Below are 17,819 nucleotides of genomic sequence, written 5' to 3' on the forward strand. Positions count from 1 at the left end.
GCGATGCGCAACTCTGCCTGGCTCATTCTCGCGATCGCCATCGTCGCTGAAGTGATCGCGACTTCGGCTTTGCGCGCCTCGAACGGTTTTTCGCGGCTCGTGCCGTCGGCGATCGTCATCGTCGGTTACGGCATCTCGTTCTATTGCCTCTCGCTCACGCTCAAGACGCTGCCGGTCGGCATCGTTTATGCGGTGTGGTCGGGCGTGGGCATCGTGCTGATCACGCTTGTCGCCATGGCGCTCTACAAACAGGTGCCGGATTTGCCGGCCATGTTCGGCCTTGGCCTGATCGTGGCCGGCGTGCTGGTGCTCAATCTATTCTCGAAGATGCAGGCACACTGAGCGCGCGATGGTTGCGCATCGTTTACCGCTGCGGCGGCACGATGCGCACTCCGCAACCCGCAATTTTCTCGCGGCTGCTTTCGCCTTCGGGGGTGGCGGCGTCTTCCCACAGGCTGATGGCGCGCGAGATCTCGATGTCGTTTTCCCCGGCGTAGCGGAACCAGCGGCTCGCGGCCTGCGATTCGGGGATTTCCTGATCGGTGTCGAAGTAGCGTCCGCTCATATGCGCGTCCATTCGAAGTGAAGGCGTTTGAACCTGGTTGGGAAGACGAGTTTCGCAGATTGCGTCCGCAGGCCGATGCAAAATGCACAGCTTGCCGCCTGGCACGCCGCGCTGCGCGTAACATGGAATGCGCTCCCGGCCTGCGTTGTTATCGGTTGTTATCGATTGTTCTCGGTTGTCATCGGTCGGTGCGACTTTTCTTCTGCTGAATTCCCCACGGGGCTGGACATGGATATCCGTTTTCCTTCCGAAGCGCCGTCCTGGCACGACTCCAATCTCACCGTGGTTTTTCCCGCGCTGGTCGATGGCGCGCGCGTGCCGTGCGCGATTTCCGTCGAGGCGCTGGAGGACCATTTCGGCGCGCAGCCCGAGGGGCGCGAGGCCTGGATGCAGGCGTTCGACGCGGGCCGTCGACGCATCGAAGCGGTTGCGCGCGCCCATCTCGAACTGAGCAACGGCACACCCGTGCTGCTCAAAAGTGGGCATTTCCCGCCCGGCCATCTGTTGTCCTGATTCGGTGGCATTTGCGCCCACCGCCGCGAAGCAGCCATGAGCACCGTGGAACCGAAAGACGCGCGCGTTTCTGCCTTGCGCGCGCGGATTCTCGACGCTGCACGTCGCATCGTGACGCGCGACGGCATCGACGCGCTATCGATGCGCAAGATCGCCGACGCGATTGGCTATTCGCCCGCTTCGCTCTATCTCCACTTCGAAGGCCGCGATGCGATTGCGCGTGCGCTGGGCCGGGAAGGATTCGCGCAACTGCTGGCGCGCCTGCAGCCTTGCACCGAAATCGAAGACACGCGCGCGCGCCTTCATGCGCTTGCGCACGCCTATGTGGCGTTTGGCTGTGCGCATCCCCAGACGTATCGGCTGATGTTTCTGCCTGAGCGGGGGCAGTGTGACGAGGACCAGGCGCAGGGCCCCGCACTCGAAGCACGGCCCGACCATGAAGCCGTCGCGATCACCCGTTTATTCGCCGATGCGTTCGCGCCCGTATTCGCTGAACCCGCGCCGCTCGCGCGTGCCTTGTGGGCGCTGCTGCATGGCGTGGTCGCGTTCTCGCTGGCCGGTCCTGCTTTCGCACCGGAGTCGTCGGGCCTGCTCGCGATCGACGCGGCGCTGGACGGCTGGATCGGGGCCGGCGCTGCGCAGAAAACCCGGTCTGACGCGACGTGATAGCCTCGCGAGGGTAATGCTCGTGCGTCTTTCATGCGTTTTACTGCGTTTTCAACGCGCTTTCATTTCGCCGCCAGACTGCCATGTCCCAGCAAACCGACCCATCCACCGCCGACGCTGGGCAACACGTGCTCACGCATGTGACGAACCGCATCGGCTTCATCGAGCTTGAACGGCCGCAGGCGCTCAATGCGCTCTCGACTTCGATGGTCCGCGCGATGCAGGCCGCCCTCGACGCCTGGCGCGACGATCCCGAAGTGCTCGCCGTGCTCGTGTACACGCGGCATCCGCGCGCCTTCTGCGCGGGCGGGGATATCCGCTTTCTCTACGAGTCGTATCGCGCCGGAGATCAGGCCGGCATCGACACGTTCTTCATCGAGGAATATCGCCTCAATCACACGATCTTCAGTTATCCGAAACCTTATATCGCGCTGATGAACGGTGTGGTGATGGGGGGCGGCATGGGGATTTCGCAGGGCGCGCACCGCACGGGCGGACTGCGCGTCGTCGATGGCACAACGCGCATGGCGATGCCCGAAACGCGCATCGGCCTGTTTCCCGACGTCGGCATGGGCTGGTTTCTGGCGCGTACGCCAGGCGCGCTTGGCCGCTATCTGGCCGTGACGGGCGAGACGCTCGACGCCGCGAGTGCGCTTTATGCGGGCCTCGCCGATGTCGCTATTGACAGCAGCGTCGACGGCAATGCGCATGCCGCGCTGCTCGACGCGTTGCAGACCGAGCCCTTCATGGCGGGCGACGATATCGTCAAGTGCATTCGCCGCGCGCCGCAAAGCGAGGCGCTTGGGCGCGAGTCTGCGGAAGTGGCGGCTTGTGCGCTGGCGGTCGCGCGCACATGGATCGACCGGCATTTTTCGCGTCCGACGGTGGCGGAGATCCTTGCGTCGCTCACTGCCGCGCAGCGCGAAGCGAAGGGTGCGGAAGGCGAATGGGCCGAACAGATCGTGGGCGTCCTGCACGAACGCTCGCCTTTATCGATGGCGGTATCGCTGGAAGTGGTCTCGCGCGCGGAGGGATCGATGGCCGACGTGCTGCGTCGCGATCTGGATCTGACGCGTTCGAGCTTTGCGCAGGGCGATGTGGTGGAAGGTATCCGAGCACGCATCATCGACAAGGACAATCATCCGCGCTGGCACTTTGCGCGCATCGAAGACGTGCCGCCCGCCGAGGTGGAGGCGATGTTCAGAAGCCCGTGGAGCATCACGGAGCATCCCTTGCGGGCGCTGTCGGGCTGAAGATTCAGTCAGGCAGGGAAGGGAGCAGGAACAGGAGCAGGAGCAGGAGCAGGAGCGGCGGGAGGGGGAGTCGCGCGGCGCACGCTGAAAATCCCGCGCCGCGCCGGAGACATCATTGGTCCATCAGTCTTCGTCGGTTTCGCTCATGAAGGCGCGCATGAAGACCAGCGCGCCCCAGCCCCAGACGGCATTCGAAGCGAAACCCATGGCCAGGCGCGGCAGCATGTTGCCGCTCGGCCAGATACCGCGCAGCGGATCGATCACGAACACCATCGCAGCGGTGAGCACCACGCCGCCGAACACGAACGCCTGCACCCACGGCGCTGGCCGCGAGGGCGACACGCGCAGCAGCCACGTCATCAGGATGGCCCACAAGGCGCTCCAGATGGCATTGACGAGAAATTCGGGCAGGCCGAGCGGTGCGAACGGCTCGGTGGAGAAACCGGCGGCGTCGATCACCTGCGCAGCGTGCAGCAGCGCAAGCGTCGCCTCGCGAAAGAATAGCGAGGCCAGAAAGCCGGATACGAGCGGCAGAATAATTTTTTGCATGAGAACGGGCGAGAGTTGCGCGGCGCGGCACGCATGCGCCCATCAGAACAGGGATTAAGCGGCGGCCGGATGCTTTGTCGGTATGAGCGCCATTATATCGGCGCACCGCTCGCCCCATGCACCCCCGTATGCTAAAGCGTCGCGTAAAGCACGAAAGTGGAAAACCTAAGCTAAAAAAAATCGTTCAAAAGGCTTAGGGCGATCCCTAGACTGGTTCCCCATGAAGACGGCGCCGCCGTCATGGCCCGCCGCTGCCCGCGTCAGTCAACGAACAGTGAACGATTCCTGCGGCCGCTCTGGAGCTCCAGGCGGGCGCGGACAAACTCGTCCTGTTTTCGGCTGCCTTTCGGGCTCGCGCCGCGCCATTCGCTTATTGATCCCGAATCTTTCGCTGAATCTTTCGTTATTACGTCTCGAACAAAAAGCAGGAGTCACGCATGAATGTGTTCTGGTTCATCCCGACCCACGGCGACAGCCGCTATCTGGGCACCTCCGAAGGCGCGCGCGCCGCTGATCTCGCGTACTTCCAGCAGGTGGCGGTGGCAGCCGACACGCTCGGTTACGAAGGCGTCCTGCTGCCAACGGGCCGTTCGTGCGAAGACGCCTGGGTTGTGGCGTCGAGCCTGATCGCCGCAACGAAGCGCCTGAAGTTTCTGGTCGCGATTCGCCCGGGCCTGTCTTCGCCGGGTCTGGCCGCGCGCATGGCGGCGACTTTCGACCGCCTCTCGAACGGACGTCTGCTCATCAACGTGGTGACGGGCGGCGACGCGGCCGAACTCGAAGGCGATGGCGTGTTCGTCGATCACGACACGCGTTACGAAATCACCGACGAATTCCTGCATATCTGGCGCAAGCTGCTCGAAGCCTCGCATACCAACGATGCGATCGATTTCGACGGCAAGCATCTGCAGTCGAAGGGCGGCAAAGCGCTCTATCCGCCGGTCCAGCATCCGCATCCGCCGCTGTGGTTCGGCGGCTCGTCGCCGGCGGCGCACGAGATCGCGGGCGATCATATCGATACCTATCTGACGTGGGGCGAGCCGCCCGAGGCCGTCGCGAAGAAGATCGCCGATATCCGCGCGCGCGCCGAACAGCGCGGCCGCACGATCCGCTTTGGCATCCGCCTGCATGTGATCGTGCGCGAAACGGAAGAGGAAGCTTGGGAGGCCGCCGATCGCCTCATCAGCCGCCTCGACGACGACACCATTGCGCGCGCCCAGGCCGCGTTCGGCAAGATGGACTCGGAAGGGCAGCGCCGCATGGCTGCGCTGCACGGCGGCAAGCGCGGCTCGCGCAAGGACCTGGAGGTCTATCCGCACCTGTGGGCGGGCGTGGGCCTCGTTCGTGGCGGCGCGGGCACGGCGCTGGTGGGCAATCCGGAGCAGGTCGCGGCGTTGATGAAGGAATACGCGTCGCTGGGGATCGAGACGTTCATTCTCTCGGGCTATCCGCACCTTGAGGAATCCTACCGTTTCGCCGAGCTGGTGTTCCCGCTGCTGCCGGGCCGCCAGGCGAAGACGGCGGGCGGCCCGCTGTCGGGTCCGTTTGGCGAAGTGGTCGGCAATCACTATCTGCCGAAGGCCAGCCAGAGCTGAACGGCCATGGCGTGCCGGGCGACGCGAGCCTGATGGGGCTCGCGAGGCGCCGCCCGCACGCCGCAAGTTTGCAAGAGGAGGACGAATCGATGACTCAATCCGCTGTGACCGCTGCTGCCGCACCCTTAAGCGCGGCGCGCGCGCCGCGTGCGGCACGGCCTTTTGCCGGGTTGCTGCGCGCAGCGCTCAGGCGTCTCGCGCCGTGGCTCGTGCCGCTCGCGATTCTCGCCGCGTGGGAACTGGCCGCACGCACCGGCGCGCTATCCACGCGCGTGCTGCCCGAACCGCTCGCGGTCGTGAAGGCCGCATGGTCGCTGATCGAGTCGGGCGAGATGTGGCAGGACGTACGCGTGAGTACATGGCGCGCGATCTCGGGCTTTGCGATCGGCGGCGGAATCGGGCTTGCGCTCGGGCTGGCGACCGGGCTTTTCAAGCCCGTCGAAACCGCGCTCGATTCGACTATCCAGATGATCCGCAATATCCCGGCGCTGGCGATGATTCCGCTCGTGATCCTCTGGTTCGGCATCGAGGAGGAGGCGAAGGTGTTTCTGGTCGCGCTCGGCGTGTTTTTCCCGGTGTACGTGAATACGTTCCACGGCATCCGTTCGGTGGACGCCAATCTGGTCGAAATGGCGCGCAGCTACGGGCTCAAGGGCTTCGAGCTCTATCGCGAAGTGATCCTGCCGGGCGCGCTGCCGTCGATTCTCGTTGGCGTGCGCTTCGCGCTGGGCCTGATGTGGGTGACGCTGATCGTCGCGGAGACGATCTCGGCGCAGTCGGGCATCGGCTATATGACGATGAACGCTCGCGAATTCCTGCAGACCGACGTGGTGGTGGTCGGCATTCTGCTCTATGCCGCGCTCGGCAAACTCGCCGATGTGCTCGCCAAGTGGCTCGAACGCGTGGCGCTGCGCTGGCACCCCGCGTATCAACGAGGAAGTGACGCATGAACGCAAGCACATTGGCCACGGGTTTGGGCGGCATCGCGGGCCGTCAGCGCGACGGCGAAGCCGAACATTCGCGTAACGACACGATCGATCGGAACACCAACCCGCGCAGCGATGCCCGCGCGCACGACCCAGCGGTGGAATTGCGCGGTGTCGGCAAGCATTACGGCGAGCGCGTGGTGCTCGACGATTTCAATCTTTCGATCGAGCGCGGCAGTTTCGTGGCGATCGTCGGGCGAAGCGGCTGCGGTAAATCCACGCTGCTGCGTCTTGTGGCAGGGCTCGAATCGCCCGATGCGGGCGAACTGGAACGGCGCGGCGAAGCGGGCGCGGCGCTCGACACACGCATCATGTTCCAGGACGCGCGGCTGCTGCCGTGGAAGACCGTGCTGCAGAACGTGATGCTGGGCCTCGGCCGTGGCGCTCGCGACGATGCGCGCGCAGTGCTCGACGAAGTCGGTCTGCTGGCGCGCGCCGATGAATGGCCCGCGCGTCTGTCGGGCGGCCAGCGTCAACGTGTGGCGCTGGCAAGGGCACTCGTGCATCGTCCGAGCCTGCTGCTGCTCGACGAGCCCCTGGGCGCGCTCGATGCGCTCACGCGCATCGAAATGCACGCGCTGATCGAACGCCTCTGGCGCGAGCATCGTTTCACCGCTTTGCTGGTGACACACGACGTCCATGAAGCCGTGGCGCTTGGCGACCGCATCCTGCTGGTGGAGCAGGGCCGCATCGCGCTTGACCAGAGCGTGCCGCTCGAACGGCCGCGCGCGCGCGCCGATGCGCGTTTCGCGGCGCTCGAAGAAAGCGTGCTGCAACGCGTGCTGGGCAGCGAGACACCGCCGGGTGCTCAGGTACAGCCTACGCAGGACTCGACCTATAGCCTGCGTCCAACGGACGTGCGCTGGGCGCTTTGATTACGGCTTTAATCGCTGGCCTGATCACTTTACACATCAACTTTTCATCCCATCCGTTCATCAAAATCTGGAGCCGAATCAATGAGCATTACCGCCATCAATGTGCGTAACCAGTTCCGCGGCAAGATCAAGGAAATCATCCGTGGTTCGGTCGTTTCGGAAGTCGACGTCGAAACGCCGTTCGGCGTGGTGACATCGGTGATCACCACGCGTTCGGTCGACGAACTCGAACTGAAGGTCGGCTCGGAAGTCGTTGCGCTGGTCAAGTCGACCGAGGTGTCGATCGCGCGCCTGTGAGCGGATCGCGCGCCTGTTAGCGCGCTGAATGCGCCCATCCGGGCGTCCCTCGCTGGCGGCCGGCGCCAAAGTGCTACGATGGGTCGGCAAGCCACCGCGGAGGGACGATCATGGAGCCGAAAGGCCTCGACATGGGCGACTACGAAGAGCGCTACAAGGACTACGACATCGAAGTCGCGGTCGAGCAGGTGCTCACGGGCGTGAAGGCGCATTTTCGGGTGATGCGCGCGGGCGTCGTGCTCAAGGATTGGGAACTGGTCCACATCGAGCGGCTCTGGTCGACCGAACATGCGGCCGCCGAAGCCGGTTTCGAAGCCGCCCGCGCATGGATCGACCGCGGCGCGGCGCCCTGAGCGGGTTCAGGCCGGCTTCACGTTGTTTTTACGTGGATTGGAGTAAAAACGCGTCTGAGCGAATCTGTCTGGACCGACAAAGAACAGCAGCAATATGCCGATCTGGCCAAACGGCATGCACATCATGAGCCACCACCAGCCGCTCAAACCGATATCGTGAAGGCGACGCACCATCGCCGCAATCGGAATCCAGAAAGCCACACAGATAATCACAACGCTGATAATCACCGCGGCCAAAGAATCACCGAAACCGGCTGATTCGCCAATCGCATCGAGAAATAGAAACAGTACGCAGACCAATATCATCGTCACTGCGTATTCGCGCCGCGTGGCGCGCCCGCCAAATCTGAAGCGCCTTTCGAGCCATTTTTCCATGTGTATCGATCTTTCCGTTGCCGATTGAAACGTTGGGCTTTCCCCGGTGGAAAGCGATTCTACGCAGGCATGGAAGTCGAGTGAAAGGCCGGAGGCACTTCTTTTAACGATTAATTGACATTGAGCCGTGTCGATTATCGGTTTATCTGCTTTGAACTGATTGGCTAACCGGCAGGACGCGTAAATGCATCGAGGATAAAAAAATGCCGCGCTCTGGGCAGAGCGCGGCGCAGGGGAAGCCGGAGCCCGCCGATGTTGGAGAGCAGGCCCCGTGCCTTCGATCAGATCAAACGGTATCAAATTGCCTCAGCGAAGTATACGAAGAGATATTTCGATTTCTTTCCTGACTTCGATGGTGTGGTGAAGGTGATCGCCTCGCGGTTCTGTGCGGGAAGAACGCGGCACGGCTAAGATAAGACGATCCCGACAGGAGCCGCCATGTGCACGAACTACGCCGCCGCGCGTCGTGATCGTCTTTTTCGGCATTTCGGCGTCGAGCCGCCGGATAGCCCCTGGCGCGACGAGATCTACAAAGACTATGCGGCGCCGATCATTCGGCGCGTGGACTGCGTGCCGCGTGCCGATCTCGCCACTTTTGGCATGGTGCCGCGCAAGCATATTCCGCCCGGCGTGCGAGTGTTCGATACGATGAATGCGCGCGCTGAGACGCTTGGCGAAAAACGGTCGTTCAGCGGGGCGTGGAAGCGGCAACAACTTTGCCTCGTGCCGTGCGAGGCGTTTTATGAGTCGTGCTATGAAACGGGGAAGGCGGTGCGCTGGCGAATCGGGATGGCGAGTGGCGATCCCCTGGCGATTGCCGGCCTGTGGCGGGAGTGGGGGGAGGAGGAGGGCAGAGCGCTCTCGTTCACGATGCTGACGGTGAACGCCGACTCGCATGCGCTGATGAATCGCTTCCACAAGCCAGGCGACGAGAAGCGCTCAGTGGTGATCTTGCCGCCTTCGGAATATGAGAACTGGCTGGCATGCCGGTCGATGGATGAGGCCAGATCGTTTTTGAGGCTTCTGCCTGCGGAGCAACTGGAGGCGGTGGCACAGCCGGTGGCGCCGAAGGTCAGCGATAGCGCGATAGCGCGATAGGGGCGTAGAGCGATTCCGGTGTGCCGTTCGCGGGTAATTGATTGGGATTGCCAGGTAATGGTGAAACCGGCCGTTCCTGCCGGTCCTGTTTCCATCCGCGTGATGCGTTGAGGCGCTCGCGAGCAAGCGCGTGAAGCAGACCCGCAAAGCAAAAAGCCCAGTCGCAAGGACTGGGCTTTTTGCTTTGAATCTTTTGGGGTGGCTGATGGGACTCGAACCCACGACGACAGGAATCACAATCCTTGTTAAATATTAAATAAAAACAATGCGTTACGTCGTATTTTTGGAATTTACCGATCCGGCAAACCATTGACCAGCAAGAGTGCAAATCCCCATCTTCCAAAGAATTCAGCCCGCTTTTCCGTCTGATGCACTGTGTTTTTATACAGTATTCAGGCGATGGACAATGCACTCGAATTCTTCGTTGAGCGGGCAGCGATCCTGCAGTTCGATGGAGGACACGATCGCGCCGATTCCGATTTCGGCGCGGTGGCACTGACGCGTGTGTGGTGTGAGCGCAACGGACTGCCGGAGCCCGAACACCCGTATATGGCTCGCTGTATGCATCGCGCTACGCGGCCCGCGCCCAGCGCCTTGGCATCGATCCGATGGATCTGTACCGGCAATCGGCTGTCGAGATCAAGGCGGCTGACCAGCCCGAGACGCTCGGCACGCAGTTGGCGCAGGACCACGCTGATGCGCGCGGCGCGATCACGATGGGCAACGGCAAGTCACTGATCGAGCTTTTCCGGGGGCGCGATCTCTCGACCCTGTTGCACGAGAGCGGGCATTTGTGGCTCGAAGAGCTGCGGGCCGACGCGGCGCGACCCGATGCGCCCGAAGCGCTGAAATCGGATTTCGATACGGTGCGAAAGTGGATGGGCCTGGGCGACGGGGATGAAATCGCCGTGGAGCATCACGAGCAGTTCGCCCGCGCCGCCGAAGCCTACTTCATGGAGGGGAAGGCACCGAGCGGCGCGCTCGCCAGCGCTTTCAGCAAGTTCAAGTCGTGGCTCGCCTCGATCTATAAATCGATCGTCAGCCTCAATACGCCGATGAATGACGGCATTCGGGGCGTGTTCGATCGCCTGGTCGCTACCGACGAAGAGATCGAAAACGCGCGGCGCACGCAGCACCTTCGGGCGACGTTCACCGACCCGGCTGCAGCTGGCATGACCGAGCGCGAGTTCGCCGAATATCAAAAGACCATCGCGGCATCCAGCGCGGCAGCAGACAGCGAGTTGCTGCCGAAGGTGATGGAGCACGTGCGCAAGAAGCGCCAGTCCGACTACGATGCGTATCGCGCGAAGGTGAAGGCCGACGTTACGCGCGAGGTCGATGCACGTCCGGATATCTCGGCGTTGGAGACACTGCGCACGGGGCAACTCGGCGAAGGCGCAGAGGGCATCAAGATCGGCAAGCTGTCCGCGAAGGAGATCGATGCCGCCTACGGCGCGGGCACTTCGGAAAAAATGCCGAAGGGCACAGTGGTCAAGCGCGGTGGTTTCCACCCTGACGACATGGCGGACGTGCTCAACTTTCGCAGCGGCGATGAACTGGTGCGTGCGCTAGTTTCGCTCGAGCAACAGGAGCGTGATATCCGGCAGACGCCAGACGAGCGCCGCACGGCGCGCCAGTACATTATCGACCGTCGAACCGACTTCCGCATGTCCGAAGAGCGACCGGACATTTTGTCCGACGGCTCGATACAGGACGAGGCCGTGCAGGCCATCCATAACCAGGAGGCGCAGAAGGCGCTGCAGATCGAACTGCGCGCGCTAGGCCGTCGCATTCACCAGGACGCGTTTTCGCTCGACGACGTGCGCCAATGGGCGAAAGAACAGATCTCTGGCAAGACTGTGCGCGACGTTCAGCTCACTGGGAAGTACTCGCGCGCCGAAGCGATCGCGGCGCGGCGCGTCGAGCAGGCGCTTGTCGATGGTGATCACGCAGGCGCATATGTCGCCAAGCGTCAGCAGGTCCTCAACCATCATCTGTATGTGGCCGCCAAACAGGCGGCAGAAGAGATCCAGTCCGGCGCAAAAGAGATGAACCGCTACGCGAACAAGCGGACGCTCAAGGGCATGTCTCAGGACTACCTCGACCAGATCCACGCGCTGCTTGATCGTTTTGATTTCGGCGATGCCTCGCAGCGTGAGGTAGCGCGTCGTAAGTCGCTGCGTGAGTGGGCGGACAGGCAACGTGACAATGGCGAGGATCTGTACGTACCGACAGAATTGCTCAATGAGGCCTATCAGAAGCACTATTCTGAGCTGACCGTCGACGAATTCCGCGGGCTGCGCGATACGGTCGAGCAGATTGCGCACATCGGCAAGACCAAGCAAACGCTTCTTGATGGTGCTGATGAGCGCGACTTTGATTCGGTAGTGGGCGAGGCTATTGCGCAGGCTGCGAAGCTTAAAGAGCTTTCTGTGCCGCTAGAACGTAATCCTGGCAGCGCAGGCAATGGCGCGCTTGATCGCATTAACGCGAAATGGCTCAACCTGAAAAGTTCATTGCAGTCAGCAGACGCGTCTCTTCTCAAAATGGAGCAGTTGTTCGATTGGCTCGACAGTCACGATGCGAATGTCACTTCGATATTAACTGGCTGTCAGCGGGCTATGCATCGGACAGTACAAAAGGGACCCCGACGACGCTCGTCTGTCCGTTTGTCGCCGGCAATGCTTCGTCGAATGGTGTCACCACGGACGGCAACGCCACGATCGGCTACTGGGCGGGCAATTTCTGCACCTTCAGGATCGGGCCGGTTATGGGTATCCCGGGCGGCAAGTCGGCATCCGCTGTACCGTCCGCCGGAGATACGATCCGGATTCGCGATGTCGGCGCATACAACGCATTCGAGATGTTGAATTCGCAGAGCGTTTTCGTATCGCCGATCTCTACGACGACCACTGTTGGGGAAGCAAACTACAACGGCGGGGTCGGGGGTGCCCAGTACGCGAAACGTGTGTTGTGCCAGGCAACTTTGCCGAGCCTCGCGCCTATGAATAATTCGGTGTTTCATTACGTGTACCACCAGTGCATCTCGCGAACGATGAACAAGCAGGTACGGGTCACGCCGATCGATTCGAGCTTTGCGGCCGACGCTATCGAGGCATTCGCTGCCTGTGATGCGGGGACGAACAATCGGCAGATCAGGCTCGTGTTCACCAACACTTCCGCTACGCGCAGCACGACGGCAAAAACCGTGTTTTTTGCGCTCGAAATCGACTAAAGGCAGGCGCCGTGACTCATGCGGTCGCGGACGCACTGCGCGGAGTACTCGCCACATTTTCTACATCAACGGGGGAAGTATGGTTGGAGAAAAGCGAACGCTGAGCGATGCCGATATCGATGCGATCACTGAGAAGCTCGAGGAACGTGTGATCGAGCGCTTCCAGATGAATGTTGGCAAGGGAATTCTTGCTGCAGCCTGGAAGTGGTTTCTCGTCGGTCTTGTCGCGCTGGCCGTCTATGGTGCCGCGGGCGGCTTCAAGAAGTGGGGGGCGTAATGCGTCGCGTCCGGTATTGGCGCTCGGCGCACAAGCGGCATTCTGTTCGTGCGTTGATGCTTGGCACGCTGGTCTCTTCAGTGGCCGGTGCCTGGTCTGCGATGCCCGGCGCGGTGATCGATCAATGGCCGAGGTGGGTTGTCCTTTCGGTGCCTGCTGCGATCTTCGCGCTGGGGCTGTTTGGCTCGTACGTTCAGCAAAATGGTCTGGAGGACTGAATGCCTTTTCGTCCACAGAAAAAGAGCCTGGCCGCGATTGTTGGTGCCGTCGTAGCCGCGGCATCGATCAGCTTCACCGGCGGTCGCGAGGGCGTATCGCTTGAGCCTTATGACGACGCGATCGGCGGTCACGTGCAGACGGTCTGCTATGGCGAGACCAACGTCCCGATGCGCCGATACACGCTGGCCGAATGCAAGCAGATTCTGGGCACGAGTCTCGCTGGTTATGCGAGCGGCGTGCGTGCGATGACACCTGGATTCGATCAGCTGGCTGATGGCCAGAAGGTAGCGGTGATCGATTTCGCCTACAACGCCGGACTGGAGAATTACAGGCGCTCCACGCTACGCAGGCGTTACATCGCGCGCGACTTCCCGGGCGCATGCGATGAGTTCATGAAGTGGCGATTCGCAGGTGGTCTCGATTGTTCGATCGCGGCCAGCCATTGCGCGGGTATCTACAACAGACGGCGTGCTGATCGTGCGGCGTGCCTTGGAGAGTGACGTGTCACCTTACCTCATCACCGGACTGGCTTCGGCACTGCTTGGCGCGGCGATCAGCGGCGGCGTAACGCACGAGCTGGACTTGAACCACTACGGTTCGCAACTTAGCGTCGAACAGGCCGCTCACGCGCGCGATAACGAGCAGCACGCGAACGACTTGAATCTGATCGCGAAAGCGGCGCTGGATGCCGAGACCCGTGCGATCGATGCGCATACCGTAGCCGAAGGCAAGATAGCCACACTCGACGACCAACTTCAAAAGGAGAAACAGGCCCATGAAGAAGACAACGCGCGTAACCGCGCTGCTATTGCTGACGGCACTCGGCGGCTGCGCATCGCAGTGTCCGACTTCCATCCAGCCGGTAGCGGTCAAGGCGGTCCCGGCGCCGGCACCAGCGGCGTGGGCGATGGTGCCAGTGGCACAGCCGACCTATCACCAGCAGCTGGATCAGCTCTTTTCGGGATCGTCGACGCAGCCGACGACGACGCTCGGGCAAAGGCTGTCTATCTCCAGCACTACGTCTGCACCCTCCAGCAGCAAGGAATGATCGAGGGGAAGTGCAGCCTGACGGATGAGGTGGCCAGCCAATGAAAGCATTGCTCGCATGGATCGCCGCCGCGCGCTGGCGTCTTTCGCTTTCTCACTGTGTCGAGGGGCTGCTGATCCAGATTCCGGTCGGGCTGATGTTCGGTTTTGGCGTCGGTGCGCTGGCCGTGGTGGTGTGGTACTGGTCACGCAAGAAACTCGAAATGGAGACTGCGGCAAAGACGCCGGGCGCTTCTGACGCAACAGTGTGGATGATTGGCTGGTTCCCCTGGCAATGGGATCGCTACAAGCTTCTCGACGTTGTGATGCCGGCGTGCAGTTCGGCTCTGATCGCGTGGGCGTTACAGACCTACGCTCGGCCGCTCTCGCTTTTCTAGTTCTAGAACCCTCAGGAGTAGACGATGCAGGATTCCGACAATACCGTTCCGTCGTGGCCATTTCGGGCTACAGGCAAAGGGCAGTTGCTTGCCGCTACAACAGCGAGCAGCAGCGTGACTATCATGGCAGGGGAGCGGCTTGAGGGCACCATGATCGCGAATCTGACGACCTCGTGGGCGTGGGCAAATTTCGGGCAGGGCTCCGCGACTGCTGCATTTCCAACGGCTGGCACTCCGAAGGCGGGCGTGCCGATTGCACCGGGGACGCAGATTTCAGTGCAGCCGCCCAATGAACCGGTCGATTCGAGCGCACAGGCGGCGGTGTATGACACCGTCGCCGTCGTTCTTCAAAGCGGCGCAGGCACTGTATTGGTTGTGCCAGGTGTCGGCTCAGTCTGAGTCGACACATCGCAAAGCAGCGATCGGTGGCGAACTTCGTCTCCTATCGCTGTTTTGGGACCGTCCTGTGGGGGCGCGTGGAGTTCGCCGGCGTCCGAAACGATGTATGTGACCGTCTACCGGTCTTCTAGGATAATCGTTGCACCATTAGATCCGGGGGACCATTACATGTTTGGAATGAGCGATGACGCGTGGCTCAGATTTGTCTCGATATCGTATTTTGTCGCGGCCTCGCTAGCTGCGATATTTACGATTGTGAGCATCGCGGCTGGGGTGTTGCAGTACAGAATCAGCAACAAGATCTCTGACGACAAAGATAGGGCGCTCGCCGTGTACCAACGGGAATCGGGCGAAAAACTAGCTGACGCAAACACCAAAGCTGCGGTGGCTAATAAATCGGCAGCGAACGCTCAACTGGAAGCCGCGAACGCCAATGAGAAAGCCGCAGTGCTGGCAAATCAGACAGCCCATATAGAGGCTGAAAATCTCCGCCTGAAAAGGCAAATCGCATGGCGCGCTATCGAGCCGGAGCAAGACAGGATTATTGTCAGCAGGCTCAAAAAGTATGCTGGGGCGAAGCTGCTGATCATGTCGATCATCGGCGACTCTGAGGGCTTGAACTACGCCAGTCAGGTCGCTGCGGAAATGCGCGCAGCTGGCTGGAATGTTGCTGGCGTGAACCAGGGGGTCTTCACGGGCAATCCAGTTGGGCTTGTGGTCGCCATCCACCCTGATGATCGCGGCGAGGCCGCAGTTGCATCGGCGGCCGTCGGAATGGTTGAAGCGTTCGTCGACGCGCGTCTGATGCCGGCACGCGTCATCGAGTCAAAAGGCGACGCGGAACGCGGCACGATTTACCTCATCGTCGGGGCAAAACCACCGATCGCGCGAGGCTAAATGAACAAAGCCCGCGCAACTCCGCGGGCTTTCTCGTAGTTGAGGTCAATATGTCTATCCAGTTCACTCTCGGGTTCGGTGCTGGCTTTTGTTTATGTTGGACAGTGATCGGCTTGGAGGTCCGAAGGATCCAGCGGAAATATTACGTGCTGCGGATCCCACGAAAACCGCACTAAATCTGCCAGCGTTTCTGCCCGTGGCAGCGCTTGAACTTTTTGCCACTCCCGCACGGGCACGGTGCGCCCTGCGAGGGCTGTCCGGATTCCGAGCGCGCTGGCTCGCGCAACTTGATAGCGCGAGCACCAAACGGCACGCGAGGTCCAACTGGGGTGGCAGGGGCCACTTGATGCTGCTGCTGTTCATTTACGATGCGGCGCACGTCTGCTTCACTGAGCTGACCGCCCGAGCTTGCTGCCTGCACTACGGCTACTGCCGCCAAAGCAGCGCCAATCCACGTTCCCAATCCTGAAGACCGGTTCGCAAGATCGAGCAGCTTTGAAAAGCCGGTACCTACACCTTCAAGGCGTGCCTTGATGTCTTCTGCCGAGCTATCGGCGCGACGCGCGTCCTCAAGGATCTGCTGGATCTGCGCGATCTTCTCGGCGGTCATACCCGGGCTGGTGAGCACTTTCACCAGGCTGATGACGCCACGCTCGTGGTCGTACACGCCGCTCACGATCGAAGCCATCCCGCCGCAGAAAGGGCAACCGATGTTTGCCGAAATCCGGTTGTTGTGTCCGCTACCTTCAAGAACGATGCCCGATGCAAAGGTCTTGCCACACGAATGACAGATTGCAGGTATCTGCGCCATGCACGCCCCCGGATTGGAATGAAAAAAGCCCGCATTTAGCGGGCTTTCTTTTACAGCGCATCTTCCAAAATTTGGAACTTCATCTTCCAAAAATCCTGTTTTCTACGCTGCGAGCACTCGTAAGTGCTTGAATCTTTTGGGGTGGCTGATGGGACTCGAACCCACGACGACAGGAATCACAATCCTGGACTCTACCAACTGAGCTACAGCCACCACTGTCCGACTGTTTTCTTGTTTGTCGCTGCTTTGTCAGCGGCGCCAATCAAGAAACAAGATTATATACATGCCTTCTCGGTCTTGCCTAGCCCTTTATTCAAAAAATTATGAAGAAAGTTCGGCGGCGTCGTTGACCGATATATCGAGGGGCGCGCGAAGATGCGATCGCGCGGCTTCGAAGATAGCGAGATCGGCCTTGGCAAGCTCGCGGCTGTCGGACAGCACGCGACGCCAGCCGCGCGCACCCACCTCGCCGCGATAGAGTCCCAGCGCGTGACGCGTGATCGAACCAAGGTAGGTGCCGCGCGCAATTTCGCTCGCGCAGTATTCGATCAGTTTCGCTTCCACTTCGTCGCGCGTGAGGGCCGGGCCGCTCGCGCCGTAGAAACGCGCGTCGACATCGGCCAGCACGTAGGGGTTGTGATAAGCCTCGCGCCCCAGCATCACGCCATCGACGTGCTCAAGATGCGTCTCGACTTCTTCGAGCGTCTTGATGCCGCCGTTGATGATGATTTCGAGCCGCGGGAAATCGCGCTTGAGCTGGTAGGCGTAATCGTATTTGAGCGGGGGGATCTCGCGGTTTTCCTTCGGGCTGAGACCCTTCAGGATCGCATTGCGCGCGTGCACGATAAAAACTTCACAGCCTGCATCGGCAATCGTGCCCACGAAGTCGCGCACGAACGCGTAGTCCTCGACCGCATCCACGCCGATGCGATGCTTGACCGTCACCGGCACCGAGGTCGCGTCGCGCATCGCCTTCACGCAGTCGGCCACCAGCTTCGGCTCGTTCATCAGGCACGCGCCGAACGCGCCGCGCTGCACGCGCTCGGACGGGCAGCCGCAATTCAGGTTGATTTCGTCATAACCCCATTGCTCGCCGAGCTTCGCGCAGCGCGCGAGGTCGTCGGGTTCGCTGCCGCCCAGTTGCAGGGCGACGGGCGCTTCTTCAGGCGTGAAGGCGAGATGGCGCGGCACGTCGCCGTGGAGCAGGGCGCCTGTCGTCACCATCTCTGTATAGAGCCACGTGTGCCGGGAGATGAAGCGGTGCAGCGAGCGACAGTGGCGATCTGTCCAGTCCATCATGGGCGCCACGGACACGCGGCGAGGGCTGGCGATACGGTTTGAAGACATGGCGATTACGTGCGCAATCAACGCGCGGAAGGCGTGGAACAACCTTGCATTTTATCGCAATTTGCAGCAATCGCCGTTGGCGTTT

24 protein-coding genes and 1 tRNA gene are annotated in these 17,819 nt (G+C 61.4%); 19 read left to right on the forward strand and 6 right to left on the reverse strand.

Features of this window, described 5'->3' with window-relative positions:
- Positions 1-3 precede the first annotated feature (3 nt).
- Positions 4-342 carry a multidrug efflux SMR transporter gene (locus F4827_RS22030; protein ID WP_183727044.1) on the forward strand — a complete coding sequence of 113 codons (339 nt, stop codon included), beginning with the start codon at positions 4-6 and terminating at the stop codon, positions 340-342.
- Between the two features lie 22 nt (positions 343-364).
- On the opposite strand, the gene F4827_RS22035 is transcribed toward F4827_RS22030, so the two are convergent.
- On the reverse strand, positions 365-565 hold the full coding sequence (locus F4827_RS22035; protein WP_233178170.1) for a hypothetical protein: 201 nt from the start codon (positions 563-565) through the stop codon (positions 365-367).
- Between the two features lie 228 nt (positions 566-793).
- Between F4827_RS22035 and F4827_RS22040 the strand changes: the two genes are divergently transcribed.
- The 3 genes from F4827_RS22040 to F4827_RS22050 all read left to right on the forward strand — a co-directional run bounded on the left by F4827_RS22040 (position 794) and on the right by F4827_RS22050 (position 2,997).
- On the forward strand, positions 794-1,078 hold the full coding sequence (locus tag F4827_RS22040; RefSeq protein WP_167066085.1) for a DUF1488 domain-containing protein: 285 nt from the start codon (positions 794-796) through the stop codon (positions 1,076-1,078).
- A gap of 36 nt (positions 1,079-1,114) precedes the next feature.
- Positions 1,115-1,744 (forward strand): TetR/AcrR family transcriptional regulator, encoded by a 630-nt coding sequence (locus F4827_RS22045; protein ID WP_183727047.1) that lies wholly within the window; start codon positions 1,115-1,117, stop codon positions 1,742-1,744.
- Between the two features lie 83 nt (positions 1,745-1,827).
- Positions 1,828-2,997, forward strand: a complete 1,170-nt coding sequence (locus F4827_RS22050; protein ID WP_183727049.1) for an enoyl-CoA hydratase/isomerase family protein — start codon at positions 1,828-1,830, stop codon at positions 2,995-2,997.
- A 123-nt stretch (positions 2,998-3,120) separates the two neighbouring features.
- On the opposite strand, the gene F4827_RS22055 is transcribed toward F4827_RS22050, so the two are convergent.
- Entirely contained in the window at positions 3,121-3,546 is a 426-nt protein-coding gene (locus tag F4827_RS22055; RefSeq protein WP_183727051.1) for a hypothetical protein, read from the reverse strand.
- Positions 3,547-3,983: 437 nt separating this feature from the next.
- On the opposite strand from F4827_RS22055, the gene ssuD reads away from it, so the two are divergent.
- The 5 genes from ssuD to F4827_RS22080 all read left to right on the forward strand — a co-directional run bounded on the left by ssuD (position 3,984) and on the right by F4827_RS22080 (position 7,652).
- On the forward strand, positions 3,984-5,141 hold the full coding sequence (gene ssuD / locus F4827_RS22060; protein WP_183727053.1) for an FMNH2-dependent alkanesulfonate monooxygenase: 1,158 nt from the start codon (positions 3,984-3,986) through the stop codon (positions 5,139-5,141).
- 89 nt (positions 5,142-5,230) lie between these two features.
- The gene (gene ssuC / locus F4827_RS22065; protein WP_183727055.1) at positions 5,231-6,091 is read left to right on the forward strand and encodes an aliphatic sulfonate ABC transporter permease SsuC; all 861 of its coding nucleotides are present in this window, start codon (positions 5,231-5,233) and stop codon (positions 6,089-6,091) included.
- Positions 6,088-7,002 carry an ATP-binding cassette domain-containing protein gene (locus F4827_RS22070; protein WP_183727058.1) on the forward strand — a complete coding sequence of 305 codons (915 nt, stop codon included), beginning with the start codon at positions 6,088-6,090 and terminating at the stop codon, positions 7,000-7,002. The genes ssuC and F4827_RS22070 overlap by 4 nt, the downstream gene beginning before the upstream one ends.
- 81 nt (positions 7,003-7,083) lie before the next feature.
- Entirely contained in the window at positions 7,084-7,299 is a 216-nt protein-coding gene (locus F4827_RS22075) for a molybdopterin-binding protein (RefSeq protein ID WP_183727060.1), read from the forward strand.
- Between the two features lie 110 nt (positions 7,300-7,409).
- Positions 7,410-7,652, forward strand: coding sequence for a DUF6566 family protein (locus F4827_RS22080; protein ID WP_183727063.1), 243 nt, complete (start codon positions 7,410-7,412; stop codon positions 7,650-7,652).
- 6 nt (positions 7,653-7,658) lie between these two features.
- Here the strand turns inward: F4827_RS22080 and F4827_RS22085 are convergent, their stop codons facing one another.
- A complete protein-coding gene (locus F4827_RS22085) occupies positions 7,659-8,027 on the reverse strand; it encodes a DUF805 domain-containing protein (protein ID WP_183727065.1) in 369 nt (122 codons plus the stop codon).
- A 438-nt stretch (positions 8,028-8,465) separates the two neighbouring features.
- On the opposite strand from F4827_RS22085, the gene F4827_RS22090 reads away from it, so the two are divergent.
- From F4827_RS22090 to F4827_RS22135, 10 genes are all read left to right on the forward strand, one after another.
- The gene (locus F4827_RS22090; protein ID WP_183727068.1) at positions 8,466-9,125 is read left to right on the forward strand and encodes an SOS response-associated peptidase; all 660 of its coding nucleotides are present in this window, start codon (positions 8,466-8,468) and stop codon (positions 9,123-9,125) included.
- A gap of 608 nt (positions 9,126-9,733) precedes the next feature.
- Complete coding sequence (locus tag F4827_RS22095; protein WP_183727070.1) at positions 9,734-11,995, forward strand: hypothetical protein; 2,262 nt, start codon at positions 9,734-9,736, stop codon at positions 11,993-11,995.
- Positions 11,989-12,360: a hypothetical protein gene (locus F4827_RS22100; RefSeq protein WP_183727071.1), complete on the forward strand. Its 372-nt coding sequence runs from the start codon at positions 11,989-11,991 to the stop codon at positions 12,358-12,360. The genes F4827_RS22095 and F4827_RS22100 overlap by 7 nt, the downstream gene beginning before the upstream one ends.
- Before the next feature lie 79 nt (positions 12,361-12,439).
- Positions 12,440-12,637 carry a hypothetical protein gene (locus F4827_RS22105; protein WP_183727074.1) on the forward strand — a complete coding sequence of 66 codons (198 nt, stop codon included), beginning with the start codon at positions 12,440-12,442 and terminating at the stop codon, positions 12,635-12,637.
- A 56-nt stretch (positions 12,638-12,693) separates the two neighbouring features.
- The gene (locus F4827_RS22110) at positions 12,694-12,855 is read left to right on the forward strand and encodes a hypothetical protein (RefSeq protein WP_183727076.1); all 162 of its coding nucleotides are present in this window, start codon (positions 12,694-12,696) and stop codon (positions 12,853-12,855) included.
- A complete protein-coding gene (locus F4827_RS22115; RefSeq protein WP_183727078.1) occupies positions 12,856-13,356 on the forward strand; it encodes a lysozyme in 501 nt (166 codons plus the stop codon).
- A 1-nt stretch (position 13,357) separates the two neighbouring features.
- Positions 13,358-13,948: a lysis system i-spanin subunit Rz gene (locus F4827_RS22120; RefSeq protein WP_183727079.1), complete on the forward strand. Its 591-nt coding sequence runs from the start codon at positions 13,358-13,360 to the stop codon at positions 13,946-13,948.
- Positions 13,945-14,280 (forward strand): hypothetical protein, encoded by a 336-nt coding sequence (locus F4827_RS22125; RefSeq protein WP_183727081.1) that lies wholly within the window; start codon positions 13,945-13,947, stop codon positions 14,278-14,280. The genes F4827_RS22120 and F4827_RS22125 overlap by 4 nt, the downstream gene beginning before the upstream one ends.
- Positions 14,281-14,304: 24 nt before the next feature.
- Complete coding sequence (locus F4827_RS22130) at positions 14,305-14,679, forward strand: hypothetical protein (protein WP_183727083.1); 375 nt, start codon at positions 14,305-14,307, stop codon at positions 14,677-14,679.
- 168 nt (positions 14,680-14,847) lie between these two features.
- Positions 14,848-15,576 (forward strand): hypothetical protein, encoded by a 729-nt coding sequence (locus F4827_RS22135; RefSeq protein ID WP_183727085.1) that lies wholly within the window; start codon positions 14,848-14,850, stop codon positions 15,574-15,576.
- A gap of 172 nt (positions 15,577-15,748) precedes the next feature.
- On the opposite strand, the gene F4827_RS22140 is transcribed toward F4827_RS22135, so the two are convergent.
- The 3 genes from F4827_RS22140 to dusA form a co-directional block, all read right to left on the reverse strand.
- Entirely contained in the window at positions 15,749-16,477 is a 729-nt protein-coding gene (locus F4827_RS22140) for an SEC-C metal-binding domain-containing protein (protein WP_183727087.1), read from the reverse strand.
- Between the two features lie 47 nt (positions 16,478-16,524).
- Positions 16,525-16,600 (reverse strand) — tRNA-His (locus tag F4827_RS22145).
- A 108-nt stretch (positions 16,601-16,708) separates the two neighbouring features.
- The gene (gene dusA, locus F4827_RS22150) at positions 16,709-17,734 is read right to left on the reverse strand and encodes a tRNA dihydrouridine(20/20a) synthase DusA (RefSeq protein WP_183727089.1); all 1,026 of its coding nucleotides are present in this window, start codon (positions 17,732-17,734) and stop codon (positions 16,709-16,711) included.
- Positions 17,735-17,819 lie beyond the last annotated feature (85 nt).

The organism is Paraburkholderia bannensis (assembly GCF_014200455.1).
Lineage (GTDB): Bacteria > Pseudomonadota > Gammaproteobacteria > Burkholderiales > Burkholderiaceae > Paraburkholderia > Paraburkholderia bannensis_A.